This is a genomic window from Ralstonia sp. VS2407 (genome assembly GCF_052950655.1).
Genome location: NZ_JBRFVG010000019.1, coordinates 1 through 24,261 on the forward strand (window position 1 = coordinate 1; position 24,261 = coordinate 24,261).

Consider the following 24,261-nt stretch of genomic DNA (forward strand, 5'->3'; position numbering starts at 1 on the left):
ACAGCTTAAAAGCCAGGCTGTAGTCCCGCTGCGTTCGCTTCTTTGACCCTTCCATCCTGACTCTCCTTCCTACACCCGGAAAAAGTGTCAACCTTATTCAGGACGGGTCACGCGCAACAAAAAAGCCTCGCGGTTGCGAGGCTTTTTCACTTCAACGCCGATCAATCAGCGGTCGGGCAAGTTCACGCAAACGAATAGAACACGCGGAACTGGACCTTGCGCTCGCCCCAGAATTCGGCCGCGTCGCGGAACACGTCCAGCAGCACTTCGCGCGCTTCCTTGTCGAACTTGGGTTGGCACGGCAGCCCCTCTAGCACGATGACAAAACCCGGCTGCGGGCCGGCCTTGTAGATCATGTCGGTCAGGCAGTCAGCCAGGGCGTCGAAGTTCTTGCCGAAATGCTTCGGGAACAGGAACTCGCGTGCAATCACGTCGAGCACTTCGCTCTTGGTGGTCGCGGCCGCGCAGTTGGCGTACAGGAAATGCTGGCCCAGACTGGCCGCCGACTCGGCCAGATCCGCCACGCGAAACGCGCGGATCGACTGCACGATATTCGGACGCACCGTCTTGAACAGGTTCATGGCGTCTTCGCGACCTCCATCGTCGTCCGTCTGTGTGTTGTCCTGCGTCATGGTGTTCTGCGGTGCGCTTTGAGGCAACTTGGCCGCTCCCCCGACGCGTGCGCCCAGGGCTTGCATCCCGACCACACCGTCGTACAGATTTTGCGCCTTGTGCCACGCCTCGCGGGCCACGCGCTCATCGCGTGCGGTGAGCGAGTCGTCCAGCCCAAACATGTTGGTCGTCATCGCTGTATCCGTTGAAAACTGTTGTAGTGATCTTCCGTGTAGTAGCAGTCGTTCGCCGCTTGCTGATCGCCGCCACAGATGATGCGTCGGGCGCCGCGGTTACGAGCCCCCCGCGTCTTCACGGTGTACTCGTGGTAATAGCCACGCCGTTGCGCAGGCAAACGTCGCTCATAGTTGCCGAACGTGGTGCCATCCTTTGCATAGGGAAACGGGCCGCCCTGCTCAATCAGTGCCAGCGTGCGCTGCGCCTCATTGGGCAGGTCTGCCGGGCGAATGGTTCCCACGGCGGCAGCCATGCCGGTGGTGTCCCGCGCAACCGCATTGGCCGGCAAGCCGGTTACCGACAATGCAAGCGTTACCGCCAGCGCGCCGCGCGCCATCGCCTGAGATACGGAGCGGCCGATCCACGCTCCAAGTCGCTTTGTCATCAGCAGGCCCTAACGGGAGAATCGCGCCGACCGGAGCCCGGCGCAGGTCACAAGCGCAGGTGGCCGCCCAATAACGATCTGGACAGCCGGTTTGCAGCTGAAAGCGAAGCGGCTCAATGCGTGAGAGGCCTGGCAGGGAATGACAAGTCGGGCGACTGCCGAAGACTTGGGGAATCCTTCCGCCTGCAAAAACCACTCATTGCGCGCACCGAATAAGGCTAGCCGGTCAGACGTGTGTACGGAAAACCGCATTTTTTGGAACCCGTCCGGCCCGGTTCGGACCTCATGTGCTCAGAAGCACCCCTTCAGCCCGTAAGGGTACGCTCATCGATGACAACAATCAACCGACGGTGGAAGTCTGAAGGGTTTTTTGATATGGCTATTTAGTTTGCAGAAAAGTAAGCGCACGCAAACTTAATGATTAAAAAAAGGGAGCGCAGCATCGTGCGCTCCCTTTTCTGGTGCAGTGGCGATTAGCGTTGCGCTTGTGCCGCAGCATCCACGACGGTCAGGGCCGTCATGTTGAGGATGCGTCGCACAGTAGCCGACGGCGTGAGGATATGCACCGGCTTTTTCGCGCCCAGCAGGATCGGCCCGATGGCGATGTTGTTGCCAGCAGCCGTCTTCAGCAGGTTGTAGGCGATGTTGGCGGCGTCGATGTTCGGCATGACCAACAGGTTGGCTTCACCCTTGAGGGTCGAATCCGGCACCAGCGAGTCGCGCAGCTTCTGGTCGAGCGCGGCATCACCATGCATCTCACCGTCCACTTCCAGGTTCGGCGCACGTTCGCGCAGGATTGCCAGCGCTTCGCGCATCTTGACAGCCGAAGGCGCTTCAGACGAACCGAAGTTCGAGTGCGACATCAGCGCGACTTTGGGCTTGATACCGAAGCGGCACAGCTCCTCGGCAGCCATGATGGTGATCTCTGCCAGTTCTTCCGCCGTCGGGTCGACGTTGACATGCGTATCGGTCAGGAACACCTGGCGACCCGGCAGAACCAGGCCGTTCATGGCCGCATACACGCAATTGGTGCCACCCAGGATCTGGTCGATGTAGCGCAGGTGGGCGGCCGTGTTGCTGATCGTGCCGCAGATCATGCCGTCCGCTTCGCCCTTGTGGACCATGACGGCGCCGATCAACGTATTGCGGCGACGCATCTCCAGCTTGGCGTATTGCGGCGTCACGCCCTTGCGTGCCATCAGCTTGTAATACGTCTCCCAGTAATCGCGGAAGCGCTCGTCATGCTCGGGGTTGACCACGGCGAAGTCCACGCCTTCGCGCAGGCGCAGGCCAAAACGCTCGATGCGGTGGGCGATCACGCTCGGGCGGCCGATCAGGATCGGGCTGGCGAGCTTTTCGTCCACGACGATCTGCACGGCACGCAGCACGCGCTCTTCTTCGCCTTCGGCAAAGACGATGCGCTTGTTCTCCATCGGCACCTTGCGAGCGGCCGAGAAGATCGGCTTCATCAGCGTGCCCGAGTGGTAGACGAACTGCTGCAGATGCTGGCGGTAAGCGTCCATATCTTCGATCGGACGCTGCGCCACGCCCGACAGCATGGCCGCCTGCGCCACAGCCGGCGCGATCTTGACGATCAGGCGCGGGTCGAAGGGCTTCGGGATCAGGTATTCGGGGCCGAACGACAGATCCTGGATGCCGTATGCGGACGCAACGATGTCGCTTTGTTCCTGGCGGGCCAGTTCAGCCACGGCGTGCACGGCGGCCACTTCCATCTCACGCGTGATGGTGGTCGCGCCCACATCCAGCGCGCCGCGGAAGATGAACGGGAAGCACAGGACGTTGTTCACCTGGTTCGGGTAATCCGTGCGGCCGGTGCCCATGATGACGTCGGGGCGCACTTCCTTGGCCAGCTCCGGCAGGATTTCCGGGTTCGGGTTGGCCAGCGCGAAGATGATCGGCTTGTCGGCCATGCGCTTGACCATGTCCTGCTTGAGCACGCCAGCGGCGGACAGGCCCAGGAAAATGTCGGCGCCGTCGATGACTTCTGCTAGCGTGCGCAGGTCAGTCTTCTGTGCGAAGTGCGCCTTGTCCGGGTCCATCAGTTCGGTGCGGCCTTCGTAGACCACGCCCGCCAAGTCCGTCACCCAGATGTTTTCGCGCGGCAGGCCCAGGTCAACCAGCAGGTCAAGGCAGGCCAGCGCCGCAGCGCCCGCGCCCGAAGCCACCAGCTTCACCTTCTTGATGTCCTTGCCGACGACCTTCAGCGCGTTGGTAATGCCAGCGCCCACCACGATGGCGGTGCCGTGCTGGTCATCGTGGAAGACGGGGATCTTCATGCGCTTGCGCAGTTCGCGCTCGACGAAGAAGCACTCCGGCGCCTTGATGTCTTCCAGGTTGATCCCGCCGAAGGTGGGCTCCAGCGAGGCGATGATATCGACCAGCTTCTGGGGGTCTTTTTCGTTGATCTCGATGTCAAACACATCGATGCCAGCAAATTTCTTGAACAGGCCCGCCTTGCCTTCCATGACCGGCTTCGAGGCTTCCGGGCCGATGTCGCCCAGACCGAGCACCGCGGTGCCGTTGGTCACCACGCCGACAAGGTTGCCGCGCGCGGTGTAGCGGAACGAGTTGGCGACGTCTTCGACGATCTCTTCGCAGGCGGCGGCAACGCCGGGCGAATACGCCAGGGCGAGGTCGCGCTGGTTCGATAGCGGCTTGGTCGGCGTGACGGAAATCTTGCCCGGGGTCGGAAACTCGTGGTACTCCAGCGCGGCCTTGCGCAAGGCGGCGCGCTGCTGCGCCTTGAGTTCTTCATCCGTGCGGGCGGGCTGCTGAGGCTGGGAATCCACCGTGGTCATGGGTCTCTCGTATCGGGTGGCCAGCGCGCGCGCCGGCCGTCGCATCTAGCGGGCCACCGGGATACCCTCACGAGCGCCACGGGAATACGGTCCGCCTCCTTGGGCCCGTCATTTTATATAGTGAAAAGCGATCTCACAACGGGATTTTGGGTGGGGGTGACATGCGTATTCGCTACAATATTCCACCGTCCTGTCACGGCACCATCGGGCTTGCCCCATATTCTTCCATTGCCGCTGCCGTGTCCAAGCCCGCGAATTCACGCAACTCCGCCCATTCTCCGGCAAATTTGTCCGAATTTGAGCTAATTCGGCGCTACTTCACTCGGCCCACGCACAAGGCAACCTTAGGCGTAGGTGACGACTGCGCCCTGCTTGCGCCCCGCCCCGGGCACGAATTGGCGATTTCCACCGACATGCTGGTCGCTGGCCGTCATTTTTTCCCGAATGCGGAGCCGCGCGCACTTGGGCATAAAGCGCTCGCTGTCAACCTCTCGGATCTGGCCGCGATGGGTGCGGAGCCGCGCGCTTTTACGCTGGCCGTAGCGCTGCCTGAAGCCAATCCAGCTTGGCTTAAACCGTTTTCCGAGGGGCTGCTCGCCCTGGCAGATGCCTTTCACTGTGAACTCATTGGCGGGGACACCACGCGCGGGCCGCTCACACTGAGCTTGACGGTCTTCGGGGATGTCCCGGCCGCTGCGGCACTACGCCGCGACGCTGCCCGCCCCGGCGATGACCTTTGGGTCTCGGGCACCGTGGGCGACGCGCGACTCGCACTGGGCGCCCTGCGCAACGAATGGGCGCTTGCACCCGAGGCGCTCGCGCAAGTGCAGCCACGCATGGACCTGCCCACGCCGCGCGTCGCACTCGGCTTGGCATTGCGCGGTGTCGCCCGTGCAGCGCTCGACATATCGGACGGCTTGTTGGGCGATCTGGGCCACATCCTTACGCAATCCCGTGTTGGAGCGACGATCACGGTCGACAACGTACCGCGCTCGGCGACGCTGGCGGCCCAGCCCCTGGCGCTCCAGTTGCAATGCACGCTGGCTGGCGGCGACGACTACGAACTTTGCTTCACCGCCCCCGCCGATGCGCGCGACGCCGTGGTCGCGGCGGGCCAGCGTGCGGGCGTGGCCGTCACACGCATCGGCTGCATCGATGCTGAAGCGGGATTGCGGCTCGTCGATGCCCAAGGGGCGCCGGTCCTCTTCACCCACAGCAGTTTCGACCATTTCTCTTCCGCCTCATGATGTCCTCCGCACCCTTTCCGCCCTCGAATCCGCCGGGCCGGCCTGAAACCGTCGTCCTCGAGGCAGGCCAGACCGTGCAGGTGCGGCGCCCCACGGCGCGCTTCATGTTCGGCCATCCGGCACGCATCCTGGCGCTCGGCTTTGGTTCCGGCCTGTCGCCCATCCTCCCTGGCACGGTCGGTACGCTCTACGCGTGGCTGATCTACGTGGTGTTTGCACGTTGGATTTCGGGGCCGACCTGGCTGCTGATCGCAGCGGTTGGCTTCCTGATCGGCATCTGGGCATGCACCCGCACCGCACGCGATCTGGGCGTGGCCGATCATGGCGCCATGGTGTGGGACGAGATGGTCGCGTTCTGGCTCGTGCTGGCCTTCGTCACGCCCACCACGCTGGGGGGGCAGTTCGCCGCGTTTCTGTGGTTCCGCTTCTTCGACATGGTCAAGCCTGCGCCCATCCGCTATTACGACCGCACGCTCAAGGGCTTCGGCGTGCGCGGCGGCTATGGCGTGATGGTCGACGACATTCTCGCGGCGTTTTACACGCTGCTCGTGTTCGCGCTTTGGCGCTCGTTTTGACGGCTGACGTCAGAAGCTTCGAAGGTATTGCAATGGCTGAATCCCGCGCCCTGGCCCAACTGGCCGAACTGGTAGCTGACACGCTGAACAAGCGCAGCCTGATGATGGCGTCCGCCGAATCTTGCACGGGCGGGCTGGTGGCTGCCGCCATCACCGACGTATCAGGCTCGTCCGCGTGGTTCGAGCGCGGCTTCGTCGTCTATTCCAACGAAGCGAAATCGCAGATGTTGGGCGTGCCGGCGGCACTGATCCGCGAACATGGCGCCGTGAGCGAACCGGTGGCGCTTGCCATGGCCGAGGGCGCCGTGCTCAACAGCCGCGCGCAGGTGGCCGTCTCGATTACCGGTGTGGCCGGCCCGACCGGCGGCACGCCCGACAAACCTGTCGGCATGGTGTGCTTCGGGTGGAGCAATCGCCTGCAGACGCGCGTAGAAACGCGCCACTTCAAAGGGGACCGCAAACAGGTCCGCTTACAGGCTGCGGAGCACGCACTGCGCGGCCTGCTCGACTTCCTCGATTCAGCGGAGTCCTGATCTAAATTTCGCTGGGATGATCCGGCCGGCGACGATCTCCGTGATCATGTTCCGGCTGGTGTTCGTGGTCGTGCTCGTGGCGACGGTCGCGATCATGATCGCGACGCGTCGTCTCGTGCTCGTGAGTGTCATCGCGCTCTTTCTCGAGCTTGCGGTCCGGGTCCTTGCCGGTCTCTTCCCGGTGCGTACCGGCAACGGGACGGTGCGGATGCGTGGTCATGGCGTCCTCGCTCTCACCGCAACCGGACCGACAGTGCGGATCAGTTGCGGAACTGGTTGATCTGGTCCCGAGTGGCAAGCGCCACGCGGCGGGCAGCATCGGCGAAATCACTGTCGGTGCTGGCGTAGAGAATGGCTCGCGACGAGTTGATCATCATGCCGGTCCCGTCGGCCGTGCGGCCGGCGCGCACCGTGGCTTCGATGTCACCGCCCTGGGCGCCAACGCCCGGAATCAGCAGCGGCATGTCCCCGACAATTTCTCGCACCTTGGCAATTTCCTCCGGGAACGTTGCGCCCACCACCAGACCCATCTGGCCGCTGGTATTCCACACGTCGCGCGCGCGTTCTGCCACCACCTGGTAGACAGGGCGGCCGTCGGTTTCCAGGAACTGCACGTCGCTGCCGCCGGCATTGGAGGTACGACACAGCACGATCACGCCCTTGTCGGCATGTGCGAGATACGGCTGCATCGAGTCGAACCCCATGTAGGGACTGACGGTGATGGCGTCGGCCTGATAGCGCTCGAAGGCTTCCTTGGCGTAGTGCTCGGCGGTGGAGCCGATATCGCCGCGCTTGGCATCAAGAATGACGGGGATGCCCGGATACGCCTCGTGGATGTAATTGATGAGCTGCTCAAGCTGGTCTTCGGCGCGCTGCGAGGCGAAGTAGGCGATCTGCGGCTTGAATGCGCAGACCAGGTCGGCGGTGGCGTCCACAATGGCGCGGCAGAACGAGAAGATCGCTCCGCCCGTGCCGGTCAGCGACGCCGGCAAGCGCGCGGGGTCAGGATCGAGCCCGACGCACAGCAGGGAATTGTTGCGTTGCCAGGCGGCAGCGAGTTGTTCTGTAAATCGCATGGTGTCGGGAATGTGAGGGCGGCCGGCTGGCCGCATGACTTGTCTGCATTTTACCCGTCGGGCGGCCCGATGGCGGCATCTTCCGGGCGTGGCGCCTGCCCCACGCGTGCGCGCCAGGCCACCGCTTGTGGCTGAACCTGTCGCCTCTTTACGCTACACTCGGCGCGATTTTTCGCCGCCCGTTCAACGCCTGCTTCAAGGAAATACCCATGATCAACCTGTTCGTCGTGCAAAAAGGCCGTCTCGCGCAGGAACAGGTCGAAGAACGCAGTGAACTGCTGCAGCACAAGCCGATCTGGATCGACGTGATCGACCCCGACGACGAAGAGCTGGCATGGATCAAGGAAGCCTACGGCGTGGTCCTGCCCGAACTGGAGCAATTGGGGGACCTGGAAGCCTCCGCCCGCTACTTTGAAGGCGAAGACGGCCACATCCATATCCGCACCGATTTCCTGCTCGACGAAGAGACGACCTCGCGTAACGTGCGCGTAGCCTTCGTGTTGACCAAGGATGTGCTTTTCTCCATCCACGACGAGGATTTGCCCGCCTTCCGGCTGGTGCGCATGCGTGCGCGGCTTCGCCCGGGCTCGGTGCGCAACGCCAAAGACGTGCTGATGGATTTGTACGCCACTGACGCGGAATACTCGGCCGACTCCATCGAAGAAGTCTACGAACGCCTCGAAGATGCCAGCAAACGCGTGCTGGCCGATGAGGTGACCGATGCCGCCGCCGCCGATGTGCTGGAGATCATCGCCCGCGTGGAAGACTTGAACGGCCGGATCCGGCGCAACGTGATGGATACGCGCCGCGCGGTGTCGTTCCTGCTGCGCAGCCAATTGCTCTCGGCCGACCAGCAGGACGAAGCGCGTCAGGTGTTGCGCGACATCGATTCCATCGAGAACCACACGGCGTTCCTGTCCGACAAGGTCAACTTCCTGATGGACGCCACGGTCGGCTTCATCAACATCAACCAGAACAAGATCATCAAGCTGTTCTCGGTGGTGTCGGTAGCGCTGATGCCGCCCACGCTGATCGCCTCGATCTACGGCATGAACTTCAAGGTGATGCCGGAGCTGGACTGGGTTGAAGGCTACCCGTACGCGATCGTGATGATGGTGGTGTCGGCGGCGATTCCGCTGGTGTACTTCCGCCGCAAGGGCTGGCTGAAGTAGCCCTGCGCCGGGTCAATCCGGCAACGTGGCCGAACCCATGCGGTTGGCGATGACGGTGGCCTTGCGCGTGAAGTTGACGTGTACGTTGGCGCAGTAGCTCTTCTTGTCGAAGCACTTGGGTGCCGGCAGCGCCGCCGCCAGGCGCGCCGCCTGGCCTACCGTCAGTTGCGAGGCCGGGCGCTTGAAATAATGCTGCGCCGCCGCTTCCGCGCCGAACACACCTTCGCCCCATTCCACCGAGTTCAGATAGATCTCGAGAATGCGCTCCTTGTCGAGCCAGAACTCAAGCATCCACGTGATGACAAGTTCTTCGCCCTTGCGCAGGTAGTGGCGTTCGCCCGAGAGGAACAGGTTCTTGGCCAGTTGCTGCGTGATGGTCGAACCGCCCGCGACCACGTGGCCGCGCCGCTTGTTCTTCTCCCACGCATCGAGCATGGCGTCGACTTCCCAGCCGCTGTGGGAGACAAAGTCCGCGTCTTCACTGGCGATGACCGCGCGCTTGAGGTTGCGCGAGATCTGCTCGTAATTGACCCAGCGGTGATCGACCTTGCAGGTGAAAACATTGGCGCCGCACAGGCGCATGCGCTCGGCGCGCATGAAGCTGGTAGACGACGGATCGAAGAACTGCCAGCTCGCAATGGCAGCGAAGAAGTACAGGTTGAGTGCGACCACGCCCGCAACGAAGCAGCCGATCACGTAGCCGAACCAACGCATCATCGCTGGGCTGCGCTCCAGGTTCAGCGAGGCGCGCGTGCCGCGACGGCGGCTTCGCCCTGCAGCCCCTCGCGCATGGCGAGGAGCACCGGAGCGGTGTCCGGACGCACGTTGCGCCAGACGAAGAACGATTCCGCCGCCTGCTCCACCAACATGCCCAAACCGTCCCATGCGCGGGCGCCGTTGCGCCGGGCAAACTCCATGAACACCGTCGGCCGCGGGCCGTACATCATGTCGTAGGCCAGCGCGTTGGGACCGAACACGGTGGTCGGGATCGGCGGCACCTCGGCCTGCAGGCTGCTCGCCGTGGCGTTGATGATGACGTCGAAAACGTCGTCCGCAGCAAGCTCGTCATAGCCGCCGCCCACGAGTTCGACCTCGTGCAGCTTGGCCGAGACCTCGAAGCGCTCAACCAGCTTGTTGGCGCGATCGGCTGTGCGGTTGGCGATGAATACGCGCGCGGGCTTGTGCTCCAGCAGCGGCAGCAGCACGCCACGCGCGGCACCGCCCGCGCCCAGCAACAGCACGCGCTCGCCTTCGAACGAGTTCCCGATGTTGTGGGTGATGTCGCGCATCAGGCCGACCCCGTCGGTGTTGTCGCCAAAAATCTCATCGCCGTCGAACTTGAGCGTATTGACCGCGCCGGCCGATTCCGCCCGCAGCGACAGCGATGTCGACATGGCATACGCATCGAGCTTGAAGGGCACGGTCACGTTGAGCCCGCGGCCGCCTTCGCGCACGAAGTTCATCACGGTTTCGTCAAACGCGATCAGTTCGGCGTAGATGCGGTCGTAGCGGATGAGCTGCCCCGTCTGCTGCGCAAACGCGGCATGGATGATGGGCGACTTGCTGTGCGCGATCGGGTTGCCGATCACGCCATAGCGATCTGTGGGCGGCGCGCTCGCAGCTGCGAGGATGGCCTCTTGAAACGACGACGGCATGGACGACGAAATCAGCGGGTCTGCAGGTGGGTTTCCAAGCCTGCGCGGGTGAACTTGAACGTGGCAACCACATCCTGGATGTCGACGCGCTTACGCATCTCGGCCGGGAAGGCACCAAACGGAGAAGACGAACGGACGATGGCCACGGCCTGGCGATCCAGCGCGGGGTTGCCCGAGCTTTTTGCGATCTCGATGCCTTCGATCTTGTAGCCGTCCTGGTTGTAGCCGAGCTGGCCTTCGCGGTTGATGCTGATTACGACGATCAACTCGCCGTACAGCGGGCGGCCGTTCTGGCTGGGAAAGTTGGCGGTGCCACGCGCTTCGATCTTGCGGCGCACGGCATCGTAATAGCGGGCGTAATCGACCTGACGCGCGCTGGCGGCCGTCAGCACATTGCGGCGCGGGCGCTTGGCGTAGTTTTCGAGGTTGCGGTCGATCTCGGCCTGCAGGCGGGCGATTTCGTCTTGCGTGGTGCGGTCGTCGGTGCCGTTGGTGGGCGACGGCTGCGGACGCTCGCCGGGCTTGACCTGCCGTTCGTTGACCAGCGGTGCGCGGTCAGTCGATTGCGTGAGCAGGCGCCGCTGCTCCTGCTCGAGGTATTCCAGCCGGCGCTGCGTGAGCTTGATGGCGTCGCCGGTCTGCTCATTGGTGTCGGCAGGCAGCGGCGTGGTGGCGCGCTGTTGATCGAATTCGCCACCGCCGTTCAGGTTGACCTGGGCCACGGCCGTCGCCTTGGACGGCGCCGTCGACGATTTGGCATTCACGAGCACCACATCCAGGCCCGGATCTTCGCGCTTGATATCGAACGCTTCGGGGGCCACCACGCGCACGAACAGCAGCAGGACATGCACGGCCAGCGACACCACCAGCGCCTTGGTGAGCGTGCTGCTGCCGGACCAGTCCGGACGGTTTGCAAGGGCGGCCATGGGGCGATTCCTGGTCGATGCTCGAAGAATGAAGGTCAGACTGCGATTGTAGTTAGGCAGCGCCAGGCGTTCCACCGCTCTCGCTGTCTTGCGGCGGCGGCGCCACAGCAGCGTCCGCTTCTGCGCGCGCCTCTTCCTCATCGGCGGCGGGTTGTGGTTCAGCCGGCACATCGGATTCAGGCTCTGCCTCGGCCAGTTCTTCTTCGATGGCTTCGGCCTCAGCTTGCGCGCCGACCGCGGGCGCGAGGATTTCGACCACGCGGCACGACACTTCCAGGCTGATCTCGTCGGTCTCCAGGATATCGAGCACAACATGCGTGCCGCGTGGCGTTTGTGCCAGTTCGGGCACCTTCGTCACCAGCGGAATGTCGGCGAATCGCACAGCGCCTTCCTTCAGCACCACGGCCTGCATGCGTGTGCGGTTTTCCTGCTTGAGCCAGCGCAGGCACCAGTAGCGCTCCATGGTCGACTGGTGGTCGGCGTAGGCAGCGTAGGTGGCTTCGAAGTCGGCCACGGCAGCCAGCAGATCGGCATCTTTGGGCTTGAACGGCGCGATCAGCTTGGCCGTCACGCCGTGCTGCGCCACTGCTGCAATCTGCCATTGATTGACCAGATCGACATAGCGACGCAGCGGCGAGGTGCTCCACGCGTACTGCGCCACGCCGAGCCCTTCATGCGGCGCCGGATACGTCTGCATCCGCGTGCGGTGCATGCCCCACGCTTTCTGCGTGCGGTAGATGCCCGGCACCCCGGCGTCGGCCAGCATGCGGCCCCACGTGCTGTTGGCCAGGATCATCAGCTCGGCGACGATCTTGTCCAGCGGCGAGCCGCGTTTGCGCTGTTCGATCCGCACGCGCTCGCCACCGCCCTCGGCTTCGGGAATCGCATCGATGTAGAACGAATAATCGCCCTTCTGCGCGCCCTCCGGCTTCAGGCCGCTTGCGATGCGGGCCTGCTGGCGGCCGTCATACAAGGCGCACACGAACGGCCACAGCACCGCCAGTTCGGCCTTGAACGGGTAGTCGCCCGAGCCATCGGCCAGCGCGTCGGCGGTGATCACGTCATCCAGCAGGTTGTGGCGCAGGTTGGCCGCCACGGTCACGGATTCGCAGCGCGTCTCGCTGGCGGTAACCGTCCACGTGGCACGGTCGACCGTCGCGTACAGCGACAGCGCCGGGCACGCGCGCCCTTCCTGCAGCGTGTAACGATCCACCACCGACTCCGGCAGCATCGTGATCTTGTCGCCGGGGAAATACACGGTCGACAATCGCTGACGGGCAATCAGGTCCAGCGGTTCGCCGCGCTGGATGCCGAAGCCCGGCGCGGCAATATGGATGCCGATGCGCACGGTGGCGTCGTCAATCGGCGTGACCGAGATGGCGTCGTCGATTTCCGTGGTGGTGACGTCGTCGATCGAGAAGGCGCGCACGTCGGCGGCCGGCAGCTCCATCACCGGTTCCGGCACGGTCACATCCGGGAAGCCGGTGCCTTTCGGGAAGCACTCCGAGAGGAAGCGCGCCTCGTGCAGCGCGCGGGCGTTGGCGATGCCGCCCACCGCCACCATCAGGCGCATCGGCGACAGGCCCAGAGCCGTGCACGCCGCATCGAGCGCCTTATATTCGAGGCTGTTCTTGTCCGGCTTGAACAAGAGTTGCAGCGTCTTGCCGCCGAAGGCCTCGGGCAGGCGCATCGCCTTCAGCTCGGCTTCATATTCGGCCTGCAGGGCAGCTTGCTGTTTCTTGCGCTCGAGGCCCGCGAGCGCGGCCTTCAGTTGATCTTCGGGTGCGCGCTGATAGCGGCCGCGGCCCTTGCGGCGGAAGTAGATCGGCGAGCCATGCAGCGCGATAGCCAGCGCGGCTTGCTGCGTGGCATTGGCGCCGGCGCCAAAGTATTCGCCCGCCAGATCGGTAAAGCCGAATTCTTCGGCCGAAGCGCATTCCCAGAGGAAATCCAGGTCGATCTCTGCCGACAGTGCCTGAGCGGCCTGCGACAACTCACCAGCGGACGGCTGCGCGAATTGCAGCAACACGTCGCGCGACTTGACCTTGGTGCGCTTGGCACTCGGCAACTCGACCTGATAGGCCTCGCCCTGTTGGGACAAGACGGTGCCCGCGCGGATCTCGCCGCCTTCTTCAAACAGCAACTGCATGGATTTGTATGGATTGCGGCACTCGCATGAGCGAGCGTCACTTTGAATGAGGTGGAATGGCCGCGCACCCTGACGTCACAACGCAATACGCGGCGATAAAAAGTTGGGGGCGATGATACCGCACTGGCTGAACGCCCGGCCCGCGAAATACGCCTACCGCGGCGGGTGGAAGTTGCTCAGCGCAGGCAGGAAAACCTCCGTCACGAGCATCGCGCTTGCCCCGCGTCGGAACACCGATCGGCGGGCCGGCAACCGGGCGGTCCCAACCACAGGCGCGTCGCCGAGCGCCCCGTGCGCCCGGCGTACCAGCGGGTGGCGCGCGTCCAGCAAAGCGAATTCGAAATCTCCACGCTCAACACGCGGATCGGCAAACAGCGAGTGCCCCAGCGGCTGCGCGCCCAGTGCTTTCAGGAACGGCCAGTCAAGCGCCACACTGCGCGGATGCACGATGGTGTGGGCATAGACCACCGGGATGTCGTCGCAGATCAACAAAACCTCGCGGATCAAGGTGTCCGCAGGGCCAGCCATGCCTAGACAACGCCACTCGTCGCGCAACGGCATCGCGCGCTGCTGGCCGAGCAATTGAACGCGGAAGCGCGAGGATGCCGCCCGAAGCCGCGCGGTCAGCGAATCGGCACCCACAGCCCAACGCGCCCAATGCCGGTCATAGACGACAGCCGGAGGCAACGCGCTGCGCCAGAGGCTGCGCGGGTAAGAGGGGGAATCGGTCATGCGGCGCTAAACGGATGCGCTGCCAACAAATCGGCGGGAACACCGCAGAAGACAAGCACTTCGTCCATGTACTGGGCGAAATCGCTGATGCCATGGTCGCTGCCGTTGATGATACGGGTGGTCGCGCCAGGAAAGTGGCCGAGCATTTCGCGGTAATCGAGCACTTCATCGCCCGTCGCAGCCAGTAAGTAATAGCGCTCGGGTTGCGTGATCGCAGGTACGGCAAGGGCGCGCAGCTCATCGAGGTGATGTGGTTCAACGCGAATGGTGCCACCGCCATGCCACAACGGTTGCGCGCCAACGTATTTGGCGAGATCCCGCTCCGGGCGGGCAGCGGGATTAAGCATGGCTGCACGAAGCCCATGCCGCTCAGCCAGCCAGGTGGCGTAAAAGCCGCCCAGGGAGGAGCCGATGAGCACAGGCTTGAGGCCGTCACGCGTACCCAACTCAGCGAGTAGCGCCTCTGTTTCGGCCACCGCCTCACGCGGTGACACGGGCAACGTCGGACAAACGTATTCATCTGCCAGGCCCACGGAAGCCATCCGCCGACCTAACAACTGCGCTTTGAACGAGCGCGGCGACGAACGGAATCCGTGCAGATAGACGATGGATGCCGGCATATGGGGATCAGTTCGCCGTGCCGACGCGTTCAGCCAAGGCGTCCAGCAGCTTCTGATGTACGCCGCCGAACCCCCCGTTGCTCATGACAAGAACGTGGTCGCCAGGGCGGGCGGCAGCCGTGACGTCTGCGACTAGGGTGGCCAGATCAGAGAATGCCTTCGCGCGGCCCCCCAGCGGTGCTAACGCGCCAGCCAAATCCCAGCCGATTGCGTCGCGGCCGTTGGCGGCACCGTAAGCGAAGACTTGATCGGCTCCGGACAGGCTGTCTGGAAGCGCCTGCTTCATCACACCCAACTTCATGGTGTTTGAACGGGGCTCCAGTACCGCGAGAATGCGCCCCTTCCCTACCCGACGGCGCAGGCCGTCGATCGTCGTACGAATGGCGGTCGGATGATGGGCAAAATCGTCGTAGACGGTCACGTCATTGACAGTGCCACGCACTTCCATGCGGCGTTTCACATTTTCGAAACGGGCCAGGCTTTCAATGGATTGAGCAGGCGGCACGCCAACGTGGCGCGCGGCGGCAATGGCTGCCAGCGCATTCATGCGATTGTGATCGCCTTGAAGCGCCCAACGGACTCGGCCCTGCGGCTGCCCCTTGAAAACCACGTCGAAGCTGTCGTCATCGCGCAGGTTCGCGATTTCCCAGCCAAGGCGGTCTTCAGCGCCGAATTGCTCGACTTCTGACCAGCATCCGCGCTCAAGTACACGCTTCAGGCTATCTTCGCGACCATTCACGAGCAGGCGACCTTGACCGGGCACCGTGCGTACCAAGTGGTGAAATTGGGTTTCGATTGCGGCAAGATCGGGAAAGATGTCGGCGTGATCGAACTCCAGGTTATTCAATATGGCCGTACGGGGGCGGTAATGGACGAACTTGCTGCGCTTGTCGAAAAATGCCGTGTCGTACTCGTCGGCCTCGATGACAAAGAAGTCGGATTCCGTGAGTCGCGCCGACAACCCGAAGTTGCGCGGCACACCACCCACCAGGAAGCCCGGGTTGTAGTCGGCGTCCTGCAAGATCCACGCGAGCATCGATGTAGTTGTCGTTTTGCCATGCGTACCTGCCACGGCAAGCACCCATTTCTGACGCAGGACGTTGTCGCCCAGCCATTGCGGGCCAGAAATGTAAGGGAGATTGCGATCCAGGATGGCTTCCATCAGCGGATTGCCGCGGGAGATCACGTTGCCGATGACGTACAAATCAGCGCCGATGGAGAGCTGTTCGGGGTCGAAGCCTTCGATCAGTTCGATACCTTGCGCTTCGAGCTGGGTGCTCATCGGGGGGTAGACGTTGGCGTCGCAGCCGGTGACGCGGTGACCGGCCTGGCGGGCAATCAGGGCAATGCCGCCCATGAAGGTGCCGCAGATTCCAAGGATGTGGATATGCATGGGAGCCATCTCAACTTCGTTGCGCCGCATTGTACCTGCGGCTTCAGGCCGGCCCGCGCGCTTCAGTAAAATAGAGCCATGTCCAAACGCCCCACCCTCGACCCCGCCCGCGTGCGGGAGGAAATTGCCATCACCGCCGCGCGCATGATCGCGGAAGACGGCGCCGATTACGCGACCGCCAAGCGCAAGGCCGCGCGCCAGGTGCTTGGCACCGAATCCCGCGCGCCCGGCGAATGGCTGCCCGACAATGAACAGGTCGAAACGGAAGTCCGCGAATACCAGGCGCTGTTCCAGGCCGAATCCCAGCCGCGCGTGCTGGCGTTGCTGCGCCGCATCGCGCTGCTGCTGATGGAAGGGCTGGCAGTCCATCGCCCGTACTTGGCGGGGGCGGTCTTCAACGGCACCGCCAGCGAGCACTCCGACATCCACCTGCAGGTCTTCTGCGATAGCCCGAAGGATGTGGCGATCTTCCTGCTCAACGCCGGCGTGGACTTCGATACCACGGAGAGCGCTCACTTCGCCGGCCGTGACGAGGTGGAAACGCTCAGCTTCCTGTGGCGCGGCCAATGGCCCGCCGGGGCCGAATCCCGCGAGTTGGCGCGCGAGCTGCGCGCTGAAACAGGCACGCCCGTCGGCGTCCATATCGCCCTATATGACATGAACGATGTGCGCGGTGCGCGTCGGGCAGACGCCACCGGCAAGACGCAGCGCGGCGACGCGGCGGCAGTGCGTGCCCTACTGTCGCAGGGGTGATCGGCCGACAGGAGTACAATCCCGCACGCTCCGCCTCTGTATATATAGAGACCTCCGCAAAACCATGTCCCGCCGTACCGCTCTGATTGCCCTGTTGATTGCCGGCCTGCTTGCCGCGACGGCGGGCGTCTATTTTGGGCATCGCGCCACTGAGCCGAAAACGCCGGCCGACCATGCTGTTGCCGCGTTCTACGGCAGCAAGCTCCCGGACGCCAATGGCGCCCCCCTGGATCTGGCAGCGTTTCGGGGCCAGCCGGTGGTCATCAATTTCTGGGCACCGTGGTGCGGTCCTTGCGTAGAGGAGATGCCCGAGCTGTCTGCGCTGGCACAGGAGCAAAAGGCCAAGGCAAGGTTCGTTGGCATCGGGATTGACTCGGCGTCCAATATCCAGACTTTTCTGGGTAAGGTCCACGTCACATACCCCATTGCCGTGGCGGGCTTTGGCGGAACGGAGCTGGGCCGCCAGTTCGGAAACGAAGTCGGCGGCCTTCCGTTCACTGTGATCCTCAACGCACAAGGTGAGATCATTTTCCGGAAGATGGGTCGTGTGCATGCCGACGAACTGCGTGAGGCCCTGCGGCGCACGTGAATGTACAAAAACGTCATATGACGTTCATGTGCACACAACTCCCCTTCTTCTTCGGCAAATGCGTCGACAGCACGCCCAAGATCGGTGAAAACACCGATTTCTCGATACTTTTTCAGCAAAAACTAGACAAAGCATTCTAAGTTGCTGTAAATTGCGCCCAACTTCGCTCAACCGGTCAAAACCGTGGCTGATAAACCCATCGCCAAAGCGCTTCGCAACGTGCTCGTACTGCACGGCCCGAACCTCAATTTGCTGGGGACGCGCGAACCGGAAGTCTATGGCGCAACCACCCTTGCCGACATCAACGCCGCCCTGGTCGAACGCGCCACGGCGCGCGGCGTGACGCTTGCGCACTTCCAGTCGAACCATGAAGGTGCGCTGGTGGATCGTATCCACGCCGCAAAAAGCGAAGGCATTGAATTCATCATCATCAATCCGGCCGCCTACACGCACACGAGCGTGGCGCTGCGCGACGCGCTGGCCAGCGTGGTGATCCCGTATATCGAAGTGCATCTGTCCAACGTGCATCGTCGTGAGCCCTTCCGCCACCATTCTTATCTGGCGGACCAGGCGGTGGGCGTGATTTGCGGATTGGGCTGGCGCGGCTATCTGGCGGCGCTGGACTTCGCAATTGACCAACACGGCGGCTGATCAGCCGTCTTCTTCCTTTTATTTCAACCACTTAACCAACGCAACGACGCCAGCGCCTGGAGCGCCTTTGACCGATGTGCGGCTGAAGAGCCATTCGCGCGCATCGACCGCCCAGACCGCCGACGCTGCAGGAGAACGTTCATGGATTTGCGCAAGCTGAAAACGCTGATCGACCTCGTGGCCGAATCGGGCATTTCGGAACTCGAAGTGACCGAAGGCGAAGGCAAGGTCCGCATCGTCAAGTCGGCGCCGCAAGTGGTGGCCCCGATGCAATATGCGCCGATGCCGATGCAGGCCGCACCGGCAGTCGGCGCCCCCGCCGCAGCGGCTCCGGCAGCCGTCGGTGGCGAGGCTGCCGCCCCGGCCCTGCCGGCAGGCCACATCGTGACGTCGCCGATGGTCGGCACGTTCTACCGTTCGCCGTCGCCGGGCGCCGCCGAGTTCGTCAAGGTGGGCGACACGGTCAAGGAAGGCCAGACGATCTGCATCATCGAAGCGATGAAGCTGCTCAATGAGATCGAAGCGGACAAGGCGGGCGTGATCAAGGAAATCCTGATCGAGAACGGCCAGGCTGTGGAATACGGCCAACCGCTGTTCGTGATCGGCTGATCTTCCGGCATCTGACCCTCATCGTGCGGCGCGCAGCGTGCCGCATCCGAGCGCGAGCCGGCGCACAAGGGCTGCCACTGAGCGCGGCCCAGCCACTGCGCCCTCGCCTCTCCTTTTTGTAGCGAGAACACGATGTTCGACAAGATCCTGATCGCGAATCGCGGCGAGATCGCTCTTCGCATCCAGCGCGCCTGCCGCGAACTCGGCATCAAGACCGTGGTGGTCTATTCCGAGGCAGACAAGGAAGCCAAATACGTCAAGCTGGCTGACGAAGCCGTGTGTATCGGCCCGGCACCGTCGCCGCTGTCGTACCTGAACATGCCGGCCATCATCTCGGCCGCCGAGGTGACCGACGCACAGGCCATCCACCCTGGCTACGGCTTCCTGTCGGAAAACGCCGACTTTGCCGAGCGCGTGGAGCAATCCGGCTTCACCTTCATCGGCCCGACACCCGAATCGATCCGCCTGATGGGCGACAAGGTCTCGGCCAAGCAAGCGATGATCAAGTCCGGCGTGCCGTGCGTGCCGGGCTCGGAAGGCGCCCTGTCCGAAGACCCGAAGGAAATTCTGGCAACGGCCAAGAAGGTTGGCTATCCGGTGATCATCAAGGCGGCTGGCGGCGGTGGTGGCCGTGGCATGCGTGTGGTCCACACCGAGGCTGCGCTGATCAACGCCGTCAACATGACGCGCGAAGAAGCCGGCCGTGCCTTCGGCAACCCCGAAGTCTATATGGAGAAGTTCCTGGAGCATCCGCGCCACGTGGAGATCCAGATCCTGGCCGACCAGCACCGCAACGCCATCTGGCTGGGTGAGCGCGACTGCTCCATGCAGCGCCGCCACCAGAAGGTGATCGAAGAAGCGCCAGCGCCGCACATTCCGCGCCGCCTGATCGAGCGTATTGGTGACCGCTGCGCCGAAGCCTGCAAGAAGATCGGCTACCGCGGCGCCGGCACGTTCGAGTTCCTGTATGAAAACGGCGAGTTCTACTTCATCGAAATGAACACGCGCGTGCAGGTCGAACATCCGGTCACGGAAATGATCACGGGTGTCGACATCGTGCAGGAGCAGATCCGCGTGGCGGCCGGCGAAAAGCTGCGCTTCCGCCAGAAGGACATCGTGCTCAAGGGCCACGCCATCGAGTGCCGCATCAACGCGGAAGATCCGTTCAAGTTCACGCCGTCGCCGGGCCGCATCACGTCGTGGCACGTGCCGGGTGGCCCGGGCGTCCGCGTGGATTCGCACGCCTACAACGGCTACTTTGTGCCGCCCAATTACGACTCGATGATCGGCAAGCTCATTACGTACGGTGCAACGCGTGAGCAGGCCATCGCCCGCATGCGCATCGCCCTGTCGGAAATGGTGGTGGAAGGCATCCAGACCAACGTGCCGCTGCACCGCGACCTGATGCTCGACGCCAACTTTGTGGAAGGCGGCACCGACATCCACTATCTGGAGCACCGTCTGGCGCAACAGGAAGTGGCCAAGGGTGGCGGCAAGTGACGTACCGCGAATGCGTGCTCGAAGTGGCGCGTGACGACGCCGAAGCGTTGTCCGAAGCGCTGTTTGATCTCGGCGCGCTGTCGGTTTCGGTAGAAGACGCCGATGCCGACACGCCCGAAGAGCAACCACTCTTTGGCGAGCCCGGCCACGAGCCGACACGCCTTGCGTGGAACCGCTCGCGCGTGGTTGCGCTGCTCGCTGACGATGCCGACCCGGCATTGCTGGTGGCAGCCGCGGCCAACGAAATCGGGCTGTCACCGCTGCCTGCGTACACCGTGCGCGAAGTCGAAGAGCAGGACTGGGTGCGCGTCACGCAATCGCAGTTCGAGCCCATTCATATTGGTGAGCACATCTGGGTCGTGCCGTCGTGGCACGATGCGCCGGAGCCCGATGCCGTGGTGCTAGAGCTTGACCCGGGCCTCGCCTTCGGCACCGGCAGCCACCCGACCACGCGCCTGTGCATGGAATGGCTGGAGCAGCACGTGCAACCCGGCGAACGCACGCTCGACTACGGCTGCGGCTCGGGCATCCTGGCCATCGTCGCCAAGAAGCTCGGCGCCGGTGAAACCGTCGGTGTCGATATCGATCCGAACGCCGTGGAAGCCTCGCGCTACAACGCCGAGCGCAACCACGTCGAAGCCACCTTCGCCCTGCCCGACGATGCACCGGAAGGCACGTTCGATCTGGTCGTCGCCAACATCCTGTCGAACCCGCTCAAGCTGATGGCAGCCATGTTGTGCGCACGCGTGCGCCCGGGCGGCCGGCTGATTCTGTCGGGCGTGCTTGAGCGCCAAGCCGAAGAAGTGGCTGCCGCGTATGCCTCGGTCATTCCGCTCACCGTTTGGCGTGCACGTGACGGCTGGGTCTGCCTGCATGGTGTGAAACCCGCGGTGTGAAGCCCACATAATTTCACGGTATTGCGCGCCAGCGCCGCCTGCAAAGGTCGACGCTGGCGCCACTGTCTGCAATACTCGCGCGGTCGGCTTTTTTCTCCTCGTCCCGCATGGCAACTGCGCCACAAGCTGCGCCACGTTTGGCCGCCCGCTGCCCCAACTGCCAAACCGCATTCCGCGTTGTCGCCGATCAGCTTCGGCTGCGCGGCGGGCTCGTCCGTTGCGGCCGCTGCAATTACGTCTTCGATGGCCGCGATCATCTGATCGAGCTTGGTGCCGCGCCCATGCCTGCGGCGCCGCCCGCCGAAGCAACGCAGCCACGGCAATTGCCGGAACACACCGCTCGCGTTGCGCCGCTCTCAACGCCCGTCACCCCTGAACCGGAAACGCCTGCGGCGCCACCTGCCGCAGAGGACGATCACGGCTTCGGCATGACGCTGATCTGGGAAGAAGACGTTCCCGAAGAAGGCGTCGCGGAAGTGCATCTGGGGGAAGTGGAAGGCGCAACACCCGCGCCCGACGTGCAATCGACCGCACCGGACACCCGCCCGCTGCCGGACGAGGCGCCGATCGAGCGCGCTGCCGAGCCCGCGCCGCAGACATCGCAACCCGAACCGCCCGCCGCGTCCGTCGCTCCCGCCGATCCGTTCCACGGCCTGCCGCCCATCCGCGACCTTGACGACGAGGAAGACGCGTTCGCCGCCGCCGTGCCCAAGCAGCCGTCGGCAGACCTGCAGGTGGAATCGGCCATCGCGCCCTCGCCAGCTCCGGCTGTGACCGCGTCTGCGCCGGCAGCGGTCGCCTCCCTGATGCCCGAGGCGGAGAAGCACGATTCGGTCTGGATGCGCCACGAAACCGATCCGCACACGCTTTTTGCGCCGGTGCCGCGCCGCCACCACGGCCACGCACGTCGCACGCAAGCCGAGCCGACCGGTCCGACGCCGCAGCGCACGCTGACCGGCGCCCCGCGTCCCCGCAAGGTGCGTGGGCCGAATCATGGTGTCTCTGCCGCGACGCTGGATTTCCTGCGTGCCGCGCAGGCCCGCGAGCAAGCACGTAAAACGACCGGACGCCGTGCCCTGGCGCGCATCGCGATCAGCTTGCTGGCGGTGCTGGCGGTAGCGCAACTGCTCTTCCTCGCGCGCGCCGAAATCGCGCGCCGCGCGCCCTCTACACGGCCCATCCTGGAGGCAATGTGCCAGCCGTTGCACTGCACGATCGCGCCACCGCGTGATCTCGATGCATTGCAGATCGAATCGTCGCAACTGCAGCGTCAAGAGGGCGATGCCTCCGACCAGTACGTATTGACGGCTACATTGCGCAACCGCGCCGGCGGCCCCATCGCCCTGCCGGCCATCGAGCTGATAACCACCGACCTGCAAGACCAGTTGCTCTCGCGCCGTGCGCTACTGCCCGCCGACTACCTGAACCCGAGCGACAGTGCATACGGCAAGTCAGGGTTGCCCGCCCGCGCCGAACTACCGATTCGGGTACGATTCCAGTCCCAGCGCCCGACGGCCAATTACCGGGTCCTGATTTTTTACCCTTGAATCTTCACCCCCTGGCTTTTCCCCAACACGCATCAAAGGAAGGAGTAACACCATGGCAAACGTGACCCTTGGCGGCAACCCGATCGAAGTCGGCGGCCAATTCCCGACCGCAGGCTCGAAGGCCCCGGCATTCACGCTGGTCGGCGCAGACCTGAAAGACGTCTCGCTCGCTGATTTTGCCGGCAAGCGCAAGGTCCTGAACATCGTGCCGAGCCTGGACACCCCGGTGTGCGCCACCTCCACGCGCAAGTTCAACGAAGCCGCAGCCAAGCTGGATAACACGGTCGTGCTGTCCATCTCCGCCGACCTGCCGTTCGCAGCCGGCCGCTTCTGCACCACCGAAGGCATCGCGAATGTGAAGCCGCTGTCGACCTTCCGCGACAAGGGTTTCAAGCAAGCCTACGGCGTCGACATCACGTCGGGCCCGCTGGCTGGCGTGACCGCGCGTGCCGTGGTCGTGCTCGACGCCAACGACAACGTCCTGTACTCGCAGCTCGTGCCCGAGATCAAGGACGAGCCGAACTACGACGCCGCCCTGGCTGCGCTGAAGTAAGCTGAACTGATCGCATCGAGACCGATTTCCGGTCTCTCGTTCATCACACGGCCGTCCACTGGGCGGCCGTGTCATATCTGGAGTGTTTCAATATGGCCAGCGTGATCTGCGGCTCGGTTGCCTACGACACCATCATGACGTTCGACGGACACTTCCGCGAACACATCCTGCCCGACAAGATCCACATCCTGAACGTTTCCTTTCTGGTGCCAACCATGCGCCGGGAGTTCGGTGGCTGCGCAGGCAACATCGCTTACACGCTGAAACTGCTCGGCGGCGAGCCCATCATCATGGGCACCGTCGGCCAAGATGCGGGCCCGTACCTGGACTACCTGAAAAAGCTCGGTATCTCGACAGCGCACGTTACGGAGGTTCCGGACACGTTCACCGCGCAAGCGATGATCACGACCGACCGCGACAACAACCAGATCACCGCGTTCCACCCAGGCGCGATGAGCCATTCGAGCATCAATTCGGTCAAGAATGCACTGCCGGCCCGGCTCGGCCTGGTGGGCCCCGACAGCCGCGAAGGCATGCTGCACCACGCGACGCAATTTGCCGAATCCGGCGTGCCGTTTATCTTTGACCTGGGCCAGGCAATGCCGCTGTTTGACGGCGCGGACCTGCGCCACTTCGTTGAACTCGCCAGCTACGTGGTGGTCAATGACTACGAAGCGCAGGTCATGCTGTCACGCACGGGCTACAGTGCGGCAGAGCTTGCGCAGCGCGTCGAGGCTTACATCGTCACGCGCGGGGAAGAAGGGGCGGAGATTTACGCCGGCGGCAAGCAGTACACTATTCCGGCCGTGCCGGCAGAACGTGTGGTCGACCCGACCGGTTGCGGTGACGCGTTCCGCGGCGGCCTGCTCTACGGCATCGAGAACGGCCTGGACTGGGACACCACCGGTCGCCTCGCCAGCCTGATGGGCTCACTCAAGATCGCTTGCCAAGGCCCGCAGAATCACGGCCTGCCCGTCGACGAAATTGCCCAGCGCTTTGAATCCGCTTTCGGGTACAGGTATCAATAAGGAA

General features: G+C 63.7%; 25 protein-coding genes. 14 read left to right on the plus strand and 11 right to left on the minus strand.

The features are described from left to right. Positions 1 to 182: 182 nt before the first annotated feature. The 3 genes from ACU8YE_RS22270 to ACU8YE_RS22280 all read right to left on the minus strand — a co-directional run bounded on the left by ACU8YE_RS22270 (position 183) and on the right by ACU8YE_RS22280 (position 4,053). A complete protein-coding gene (locus tag ACU8YE_RS22270; protein WP_260802179.1) occupies positions 183 to 806 on the minus strand; it encodes a barstar family protein in 624 nt (207 codons plus the stop codon). Further along, positions 803 to 1,234 (minus strand): ribonuclease, encoded by a 432-nt coding sequence (locus ACU8YE_RS22275; protein ID WP_232041020.1) that lies wholly within the window; start codon positions 1,232 to 1,234, stop codon positions 803 to 805. The genes ACU8YE_RS22270 and ACU8YE_RS22275 overlap by 4 nt, the downstream gene beginning before the upstream one ends. Positions 1,235 to 1,707: 473 nt before the next feature. Further along, entirely contained in the window at positions 1,708 to 4,053 is a 2,346-nt protein-coding gene (locus ACU8YE_RS22280) for an NADP-dependent malic enzyme (protein WP_232041021.1), read from the minus strand. Positions 4,054 to 4,214: 161 nt separating this feature from the next. Between ACU8YE_RS22280 and thiL the strand changes: the two genes are divergently transcribed. Genes thiL through ACU8YE_RS22300 form a run of 4 tightly spaced genes read left to right on the plus strand, consistent with a single transcriptional unit; the run spans position 4,215 to position 6,688 of the window. Continuing rightward, the gene (thiL, locus tag ACU8YE_RS22285) at positions 4,215 to 5,300 is read left to right on the plus strand and encodes a thiamine-phosphate kinase (protein WP_446929628.1); all 1,086 of its coding nucleotides are present in this window, start codon (positions 4,215 to 4,217) and stop codon (positions 5,298 to 5,300) included. Continuing rightward, the gene (locus ACU8YE_RS22290) at positions 5,297 to 5,875 is read left to right on the plus strand and encodes a phosphatidylglycerophosphatase A (RefSeq protein ID WP_433865311.1); all 579 of its coding nucleotides are present in this window, start codon (positions 5,297 to 5,299) and stop codon (positions 5,873 to 5,875) included. Before thiL ends, ACU8YE_RS22290 begins: the two co-directional genes overlap by 4 nt. Before the next feature lie 32 nt (positions 5,876 to 5,907). After that, on the plus strand, positions 5,908 to 6,408 hold the full coding sequence (locus tag ACU8YE_RS22295) for a CinA family protein (protein WP_260802182.1): 501 nt from the start codon (positions 5,908 to 5,910) through the stop codon (positions 6,406 to 6,408). Positions 6,409 to 6,448: 40 nt separating this feature from the next. Further along, a complete protein-coding gene (locus tag ACU8YE_RS22300) occupies positions 6,449 to 6,688 on the plus strand; it encodes a hypothetical protein (RefSeq protein WP_446929629.1) in 240 nt (79 codons plus the stop codon). On the opposite strand, the gene pyrF is transcribed toward ACU8YE_RS22300, so the two are convergent. Continuing rightward, positions 6,669 to 7,484 carry an orotidine-5'-phosphate decarboxylase gene (gene pyrF, locus ACU8YE_RS22305; RefSeq protein ID WP_232041025.1) on the minus strand — a complete coding sequence of 272 codons (816 nt, stop codon included), beginning with the start codon at positions 7,482 to 7,484 and terminating at the stop codon, positions 6,669 to 6,671. The genes ACU8YE_RS22300 and pyrF overlap by 20 nt on opposite strands. A 209-nt stretch (positions 7,485 to 7,693) precedes the next feature. Between pyrF and corA the strand changes: the two genes are divergently transcribed. After that, positions 7,694 to 8,656: a magnesium/cobalt transporter CorA gene (corA, locus tag ACU8YE_RS22310; protein ID WP_446929630.1), complete on the plus strand. Its 963-nt coding sequence runs from the start codon at positions 7,694 to 7,696 to the stop codon at positions 8,654 to 8,656. Positions 8,657 to 8,668: 12 nt separating this feature from the next. Here corA and mtgA read toward each other — a convergent pair whose 3' ends face one another. From mtgA to mpl, 7 genes are all read right to left on the minus strand, one after another. Beyond that, on the minus strand, positions 8,669 to 9,373 hold the full coding sequence (gene mtgA, locus ACU8YE_RS22315) for a monofunctional biosynthetic peptidoglycan transglycosylase (protein ID WP_260802183.1): 705 nt from the start codon (positions 9,371 to 9,373) through the stop codon (positions 8,669 to 8,671). Between the two features lie 20 nt (positions 9,374 to 9,393). After that, on the minus strand, positions 9,394 to 10,311 hold the full coding sequence (gene aroE, locus ACU8YE_RS22320; RefSeq protein ID WP_316871810.1) for a shikimate dehydrogenase: 918 nt from the start codon (positions 10,309 to 10,311) through the stop codon (positions 9,394 to 9,396). A gap of 11 nt (positions 10,312 to 10,322) precedes the next feature. Continuing rightward, positions 10,323 to 11,237 carry an energy transducer TonB family protein gene (locus tag ACU8YE_RS22325; protein WP_446929631.1) on the minus strand — a complete coding sequence of 305 codons (915 nt, stop codon included), beginning with the start codon at positions 11,235 to 11,237 and terminating at the stop codon, positions 10,323 to 10,325. A gap of 52 nt (positions 11,238 to 11,289) precedes the next feature. Next, positions 11,290 to 13,386 carry a ribonuclease catalytic domain-containing protein gene (locus ACU8YE_RS22330; RefSeq protein ID WP_446929632.1) on the minus strand — a complete coding sequence of 699 codons (2,097 nt, stop codon included), beginning with the start codon at positions 13,384 to 13,386 and terminating at the stop codon, positions 11,290 to 11,292. Between the two features lie 153 nt (positions 13,387 to 13,539). Next, positions 13,540 to 14,118, minus strand: coding sequence for a chorismate--pyruvate lyase family protein (locus ACU8YE_RS22335; RefSeq protein ID WP_446929633.1), 579 nt, complete (start codon positions 14,116 to 14,118; stop codon positions 13,540 to 13,542). Continuing rightward, positions 14,115 to 14,738 (minus strand): YqiA/YcfP family alpha/beta fold hydrolase, encoded by a 624-nt coding sequence (locus ACU8YE_RS22340; RefSeq protein ID WP_446929634.1) that lies wholly within the window; start codon positions 14,736 to 14,738, stop codon positions 14,115 to 14,117. The genes ACU8YE_RS22335 and ACU8YE_RS22340 overlap by 4 nt, the downstream gene beginning before the upstream one ends. Before the next feature lie 7 nt (positions 14,739 to 14,745). Continuing rightward, the gene (gene mpl / locus ACU8YE_RS22345) at positions 14,746 to 16,131 is read right to left on the minus strand and encodes a UDP-N-acetylmuramate:L-alanyl-gamma-D-glutamyl-meso-diaminopimelate ligase (protein ID WP_446929635.1); all 1,386 of its coding nucleotides are present in this window, start codon (positions 16,129 to 16,131) and stop codon (positions 14,746 to 14,748) included. A gap of 78 nt (positions 16,132 to 16,209) precedes the next feature. Between mpl and ACU8YE_RS22350 the strand changes: the two genes are divergently transcribed. From ACU8YE_RS22350 to ACU8YE_RS22390, 9 genes are all read left to right on the plus strand, one after another. Then, on the plus strand, positions 16,210 to 16,884 hold the full coding sequence (locus ACU8YE_RS22350) for a UDP-N-acetylmuramate--alanine ligase (protein WP_322017550.1): 675 nt from the start codon (positions 16,210 to 16,212) through the stop codon (positions 16,882 to 16,884). 64 nt (positions 16,885 to 16,948) lie between these two features. Further along, positions 16,949 to 17,473, plus strand: a complete 525-nt coding sequence (locus tag ACU8YE_RS22355; RefSeq protein WP_232041034.1) for a TlpA family protein disulfide reductase — start codon at positions 16,949 to 16,951, stop codon at positions 17,471 to 17,473. A gap of 183 nt (positions 17,474 to 17,656) precedes the next feature. After that, on the plus strand, positions 17,657 to 18,124 hold the full coding sequence (aroQ, locus tag ACU8YE_RS22360; RefSeq protein WP_446929636.1) for a type II 3-dehydroquinate dehydratase: 468 nt from the start codon (positions 17,657 to 17,659) through the stop codon (positions 18,122 to 18,124). Between the two features lie 141 nt (positions 18,125 to 18,265). Further along, positions 18,266 to 18,733 carry an acetyl-CoA carboxylase biotin carboxyl carrier protein gene (gene accB, locus ACU8YE_RS22365; protein WP_232041036.1) on the plus strand — a complete coding sequence of 156 codons (468 nt, stop codon included), beginning with the start codon at positions 18,266 to 18,268 and terminating at the stop codon, positions 18,731 to 18,733. Positions 18,734 to 18,865: 132 nt separating this feature from the next. After that, complete coding sequence (gene accC / locus ACU8YE_RS22370) at positions 18,866 to 20,233, plus strand: acetyl-CoA carboxylase biotin carboxylase subunit (RefSeq protein ID WP_232041037.1); 1,368 nt, start codon at positions 18,866 to 18,868, stop codon at positions 20,231 to 20,233. Then, positions 20,230 to 21,129 carry a 50S ribosomal protein L11 methyltransferase gene (prmA, locus tag ACU8YE_RS22375; protein ID WP_232041038.1) on the plus strand — a complete coding sequence of 300 codons (900 nt, stop codon included), beginning with the start codon at positions 20,230 to 20,232 and terminating at the stop codon, positions 21,127 to 21,129. Before accC ends, prmA begins: the two co-directional genes overlap by 4 nt. 107 nt (positions 21,130 to 21,236) lie before the next feature. Further along, positions 21,237 to 22,676: a DUF3426 domain-containing protein gene (locus ACU8YE_RS22380; RefSeq protein ID WP_446929637.1), complete on the plus strand. Its 1,440-nt coding sequence runs from the start codon at positions 21,237 to 21,239 to the stop codon at positions 22,674 to 22,676. A 52-nt stretch (positions 22,677 to 22,728) separates the two neighbouring features. Next, the gene (tpx, locus tag ACU8YE_RS22385) at positions 22,729 to 23,229 is read left to right on the plus strand and encodes a thiol peroxidase (RefSeq protein WP_024979133.1); all 501 of its coding nucleotides are present in this window, start codon (positions 22,729 to 22,731) and stop codon (positions 23,227 to 23,229) included. 92 nt (positions 23,230 to 23,321) lie between these two features. Beyond that, positions 23,322 to 24,257: a carbohydrate kinase family protein gene (locus ACU8YE_RS22390; RefSeq protein WP_232041041.1), complete on the plus strand. Its 936-nt coding sequence runs from the start codon at positions 23,322 to 23,324 to the stop codon at positions 24,255 to 24,257. The last annotated feature ends 4 nt before the right edge of the window (positions 24,258 to 24,261 follow it).

Bases quoted from the DNA above. Each gene is read 5' to 3' on its own strand.
- ACU8YE_RS22270 (WP_260802179.1), bottom strand. From the start codon at position 806: ATGACGACCAACATGTTTGGGCTGGACGACTCGCTCACCGCACGCGAT.
- ACU8YE_RS22275 (WP_232041020.1), bottom strand. From the start codon at position 1,234: ATGACAAAGCGACTTGGAGCGTGGATCGGCCGCTCCGTATCTCAGGCG.
- ACU8YE_RS22280 (WP_232041021.1), bottom strand. From the start codon at position 4,053: ATGACCACGGTGGATTCCCAGCCTCAGCAGCCCGCCCGCACGGATGAA.
- thiL (WP_446929628.1), top strand. From the start codon at position 4,215: ATGCGTATTCGCTACAATATTCCACCGTCCTGTCACGGCACCATCGGG.
- ACU8YE_RS22290 (WP_433865311.1), top strand. From the start codon at position 5,297: ATGATGTCCTCCGCACCCTTTCCGCCCTCGAATCCGCCGGGCCGGCCT.
- ACU8YE_RS22295 (WP_260802182.1), top strand. From the start codon at position 5,908: ATGGCTGAATCCCGCGCCCTGGCCCAACTGGCCGAACTGGTAGCTGAC.
- pyrF (WP_232041025.1), bottom strand. From the start codon at position 7,484: ATGCGATTTACAGAACAACTCGCTGCCGCCTGGCAACGCAACAATTCC.
- corA (WP_446929630.1), top strand. From the start codon at position 7,694: ATGATCAACCTGTTCGTCGTGCAAAAAGGCCGTCTCGCGCAGGAACAG.
- mtgA (WP_260802183.1), bottom strand. From the start codon at position 9,373: ATGATGCGTTGGTTCGGCTACGTGATCGGCTGCTTCGTTGCGGGCGTG.
- aroE (WP_316871810.1), bottom strand. From the start codon at position 10,311: ATGCCGTCGTCGTTTCAAGAGGCCATCCTCGCAGCTGCGAGCGCGCCG.
- ACU8YE_RS22325 (WP_446929631.1), bottom strand. From the start codon at position 11,237: ATGGCCGCCCTTGCAAACCGTCCGGACTGGTCCGGCAGCAGCACGCTC.
- ACU8YE_RS22330 (WP_446929632.1), bottom strand. From the start codon at position 13,386: ATGCAGTTGCTGTTTGAAGAAGGCGGCGAGATCCGCGCGGGCACCGTC.
- ACU8YE_RS22335 (WP_446929633.1), bottom strand. From the start codon at position 14,118: ATGACCGATTCCCCCTCTTACCCGCGCAGCCTCTGGCGCAGCGCGTTG.
- ACU8YE_RS22340 (WP_446929634.1), bottom strand. From the start codon at position 14,738: ATGCCGGCATCCATCGTCTATCTGCACGGATTCCGTTCGTCGCCGCGC.
- mpl (WP_446929635.1), bottom strand. From the start codon at position 16,131: ATGCATATCCACATCCTTGGAATCTGCGGCACCTTCATGGGCGGCATT.
- ACU8YE_RS22350 (WP_322017550.1), top strand. From the start codon at position 16,210: ATGTCCAAACGCCCCACCCTCGACCCCGCCCGCGTGCGGGAGGAAATT.
- ACU8YE_RS22355 (WP_232041034.1), top strand. From the start codon at position 16,949: ATGTCCCGCCGTACCGCTCTGATTGCCCTGTTGATTGCCGGCCTGCTT.
- accB (WP_232041036.1), top strand. From the start codon at position 18,266: ATGGATTTGCGCAAGCTGAAAACGCTGATCGACCTCGTGGCCGAATCG.
- accC (WP_232041037.1), top strand. From the start codon at position 18,866: ATGTTCGACAAGATCCTGATCGCGAATCGCGGCGAGATCGCTCTTCGC.
- ACU8YE_RS22380 (WP_446929637.1), top strand. From the start codon at position 21,237: ATGGCAACTGCGCCACAAGCTGCGCCACGTTTGGCCGCCCGCTGCCCC.
- tpx (WP_024979133.1), top strand. From the start codon at position 22,729: ATGGCAAACGTGACCCTTGGCGGCAACCCGATCGAAGTCGGCGGCCAA.
- ACU8YE_RS22390 (WP_232041041.1), top strand. From the start codon at position 23,322: ATGGCCAGCGTGATCTGCGGCTCGGTTGCCTACGACACCATCATGACG.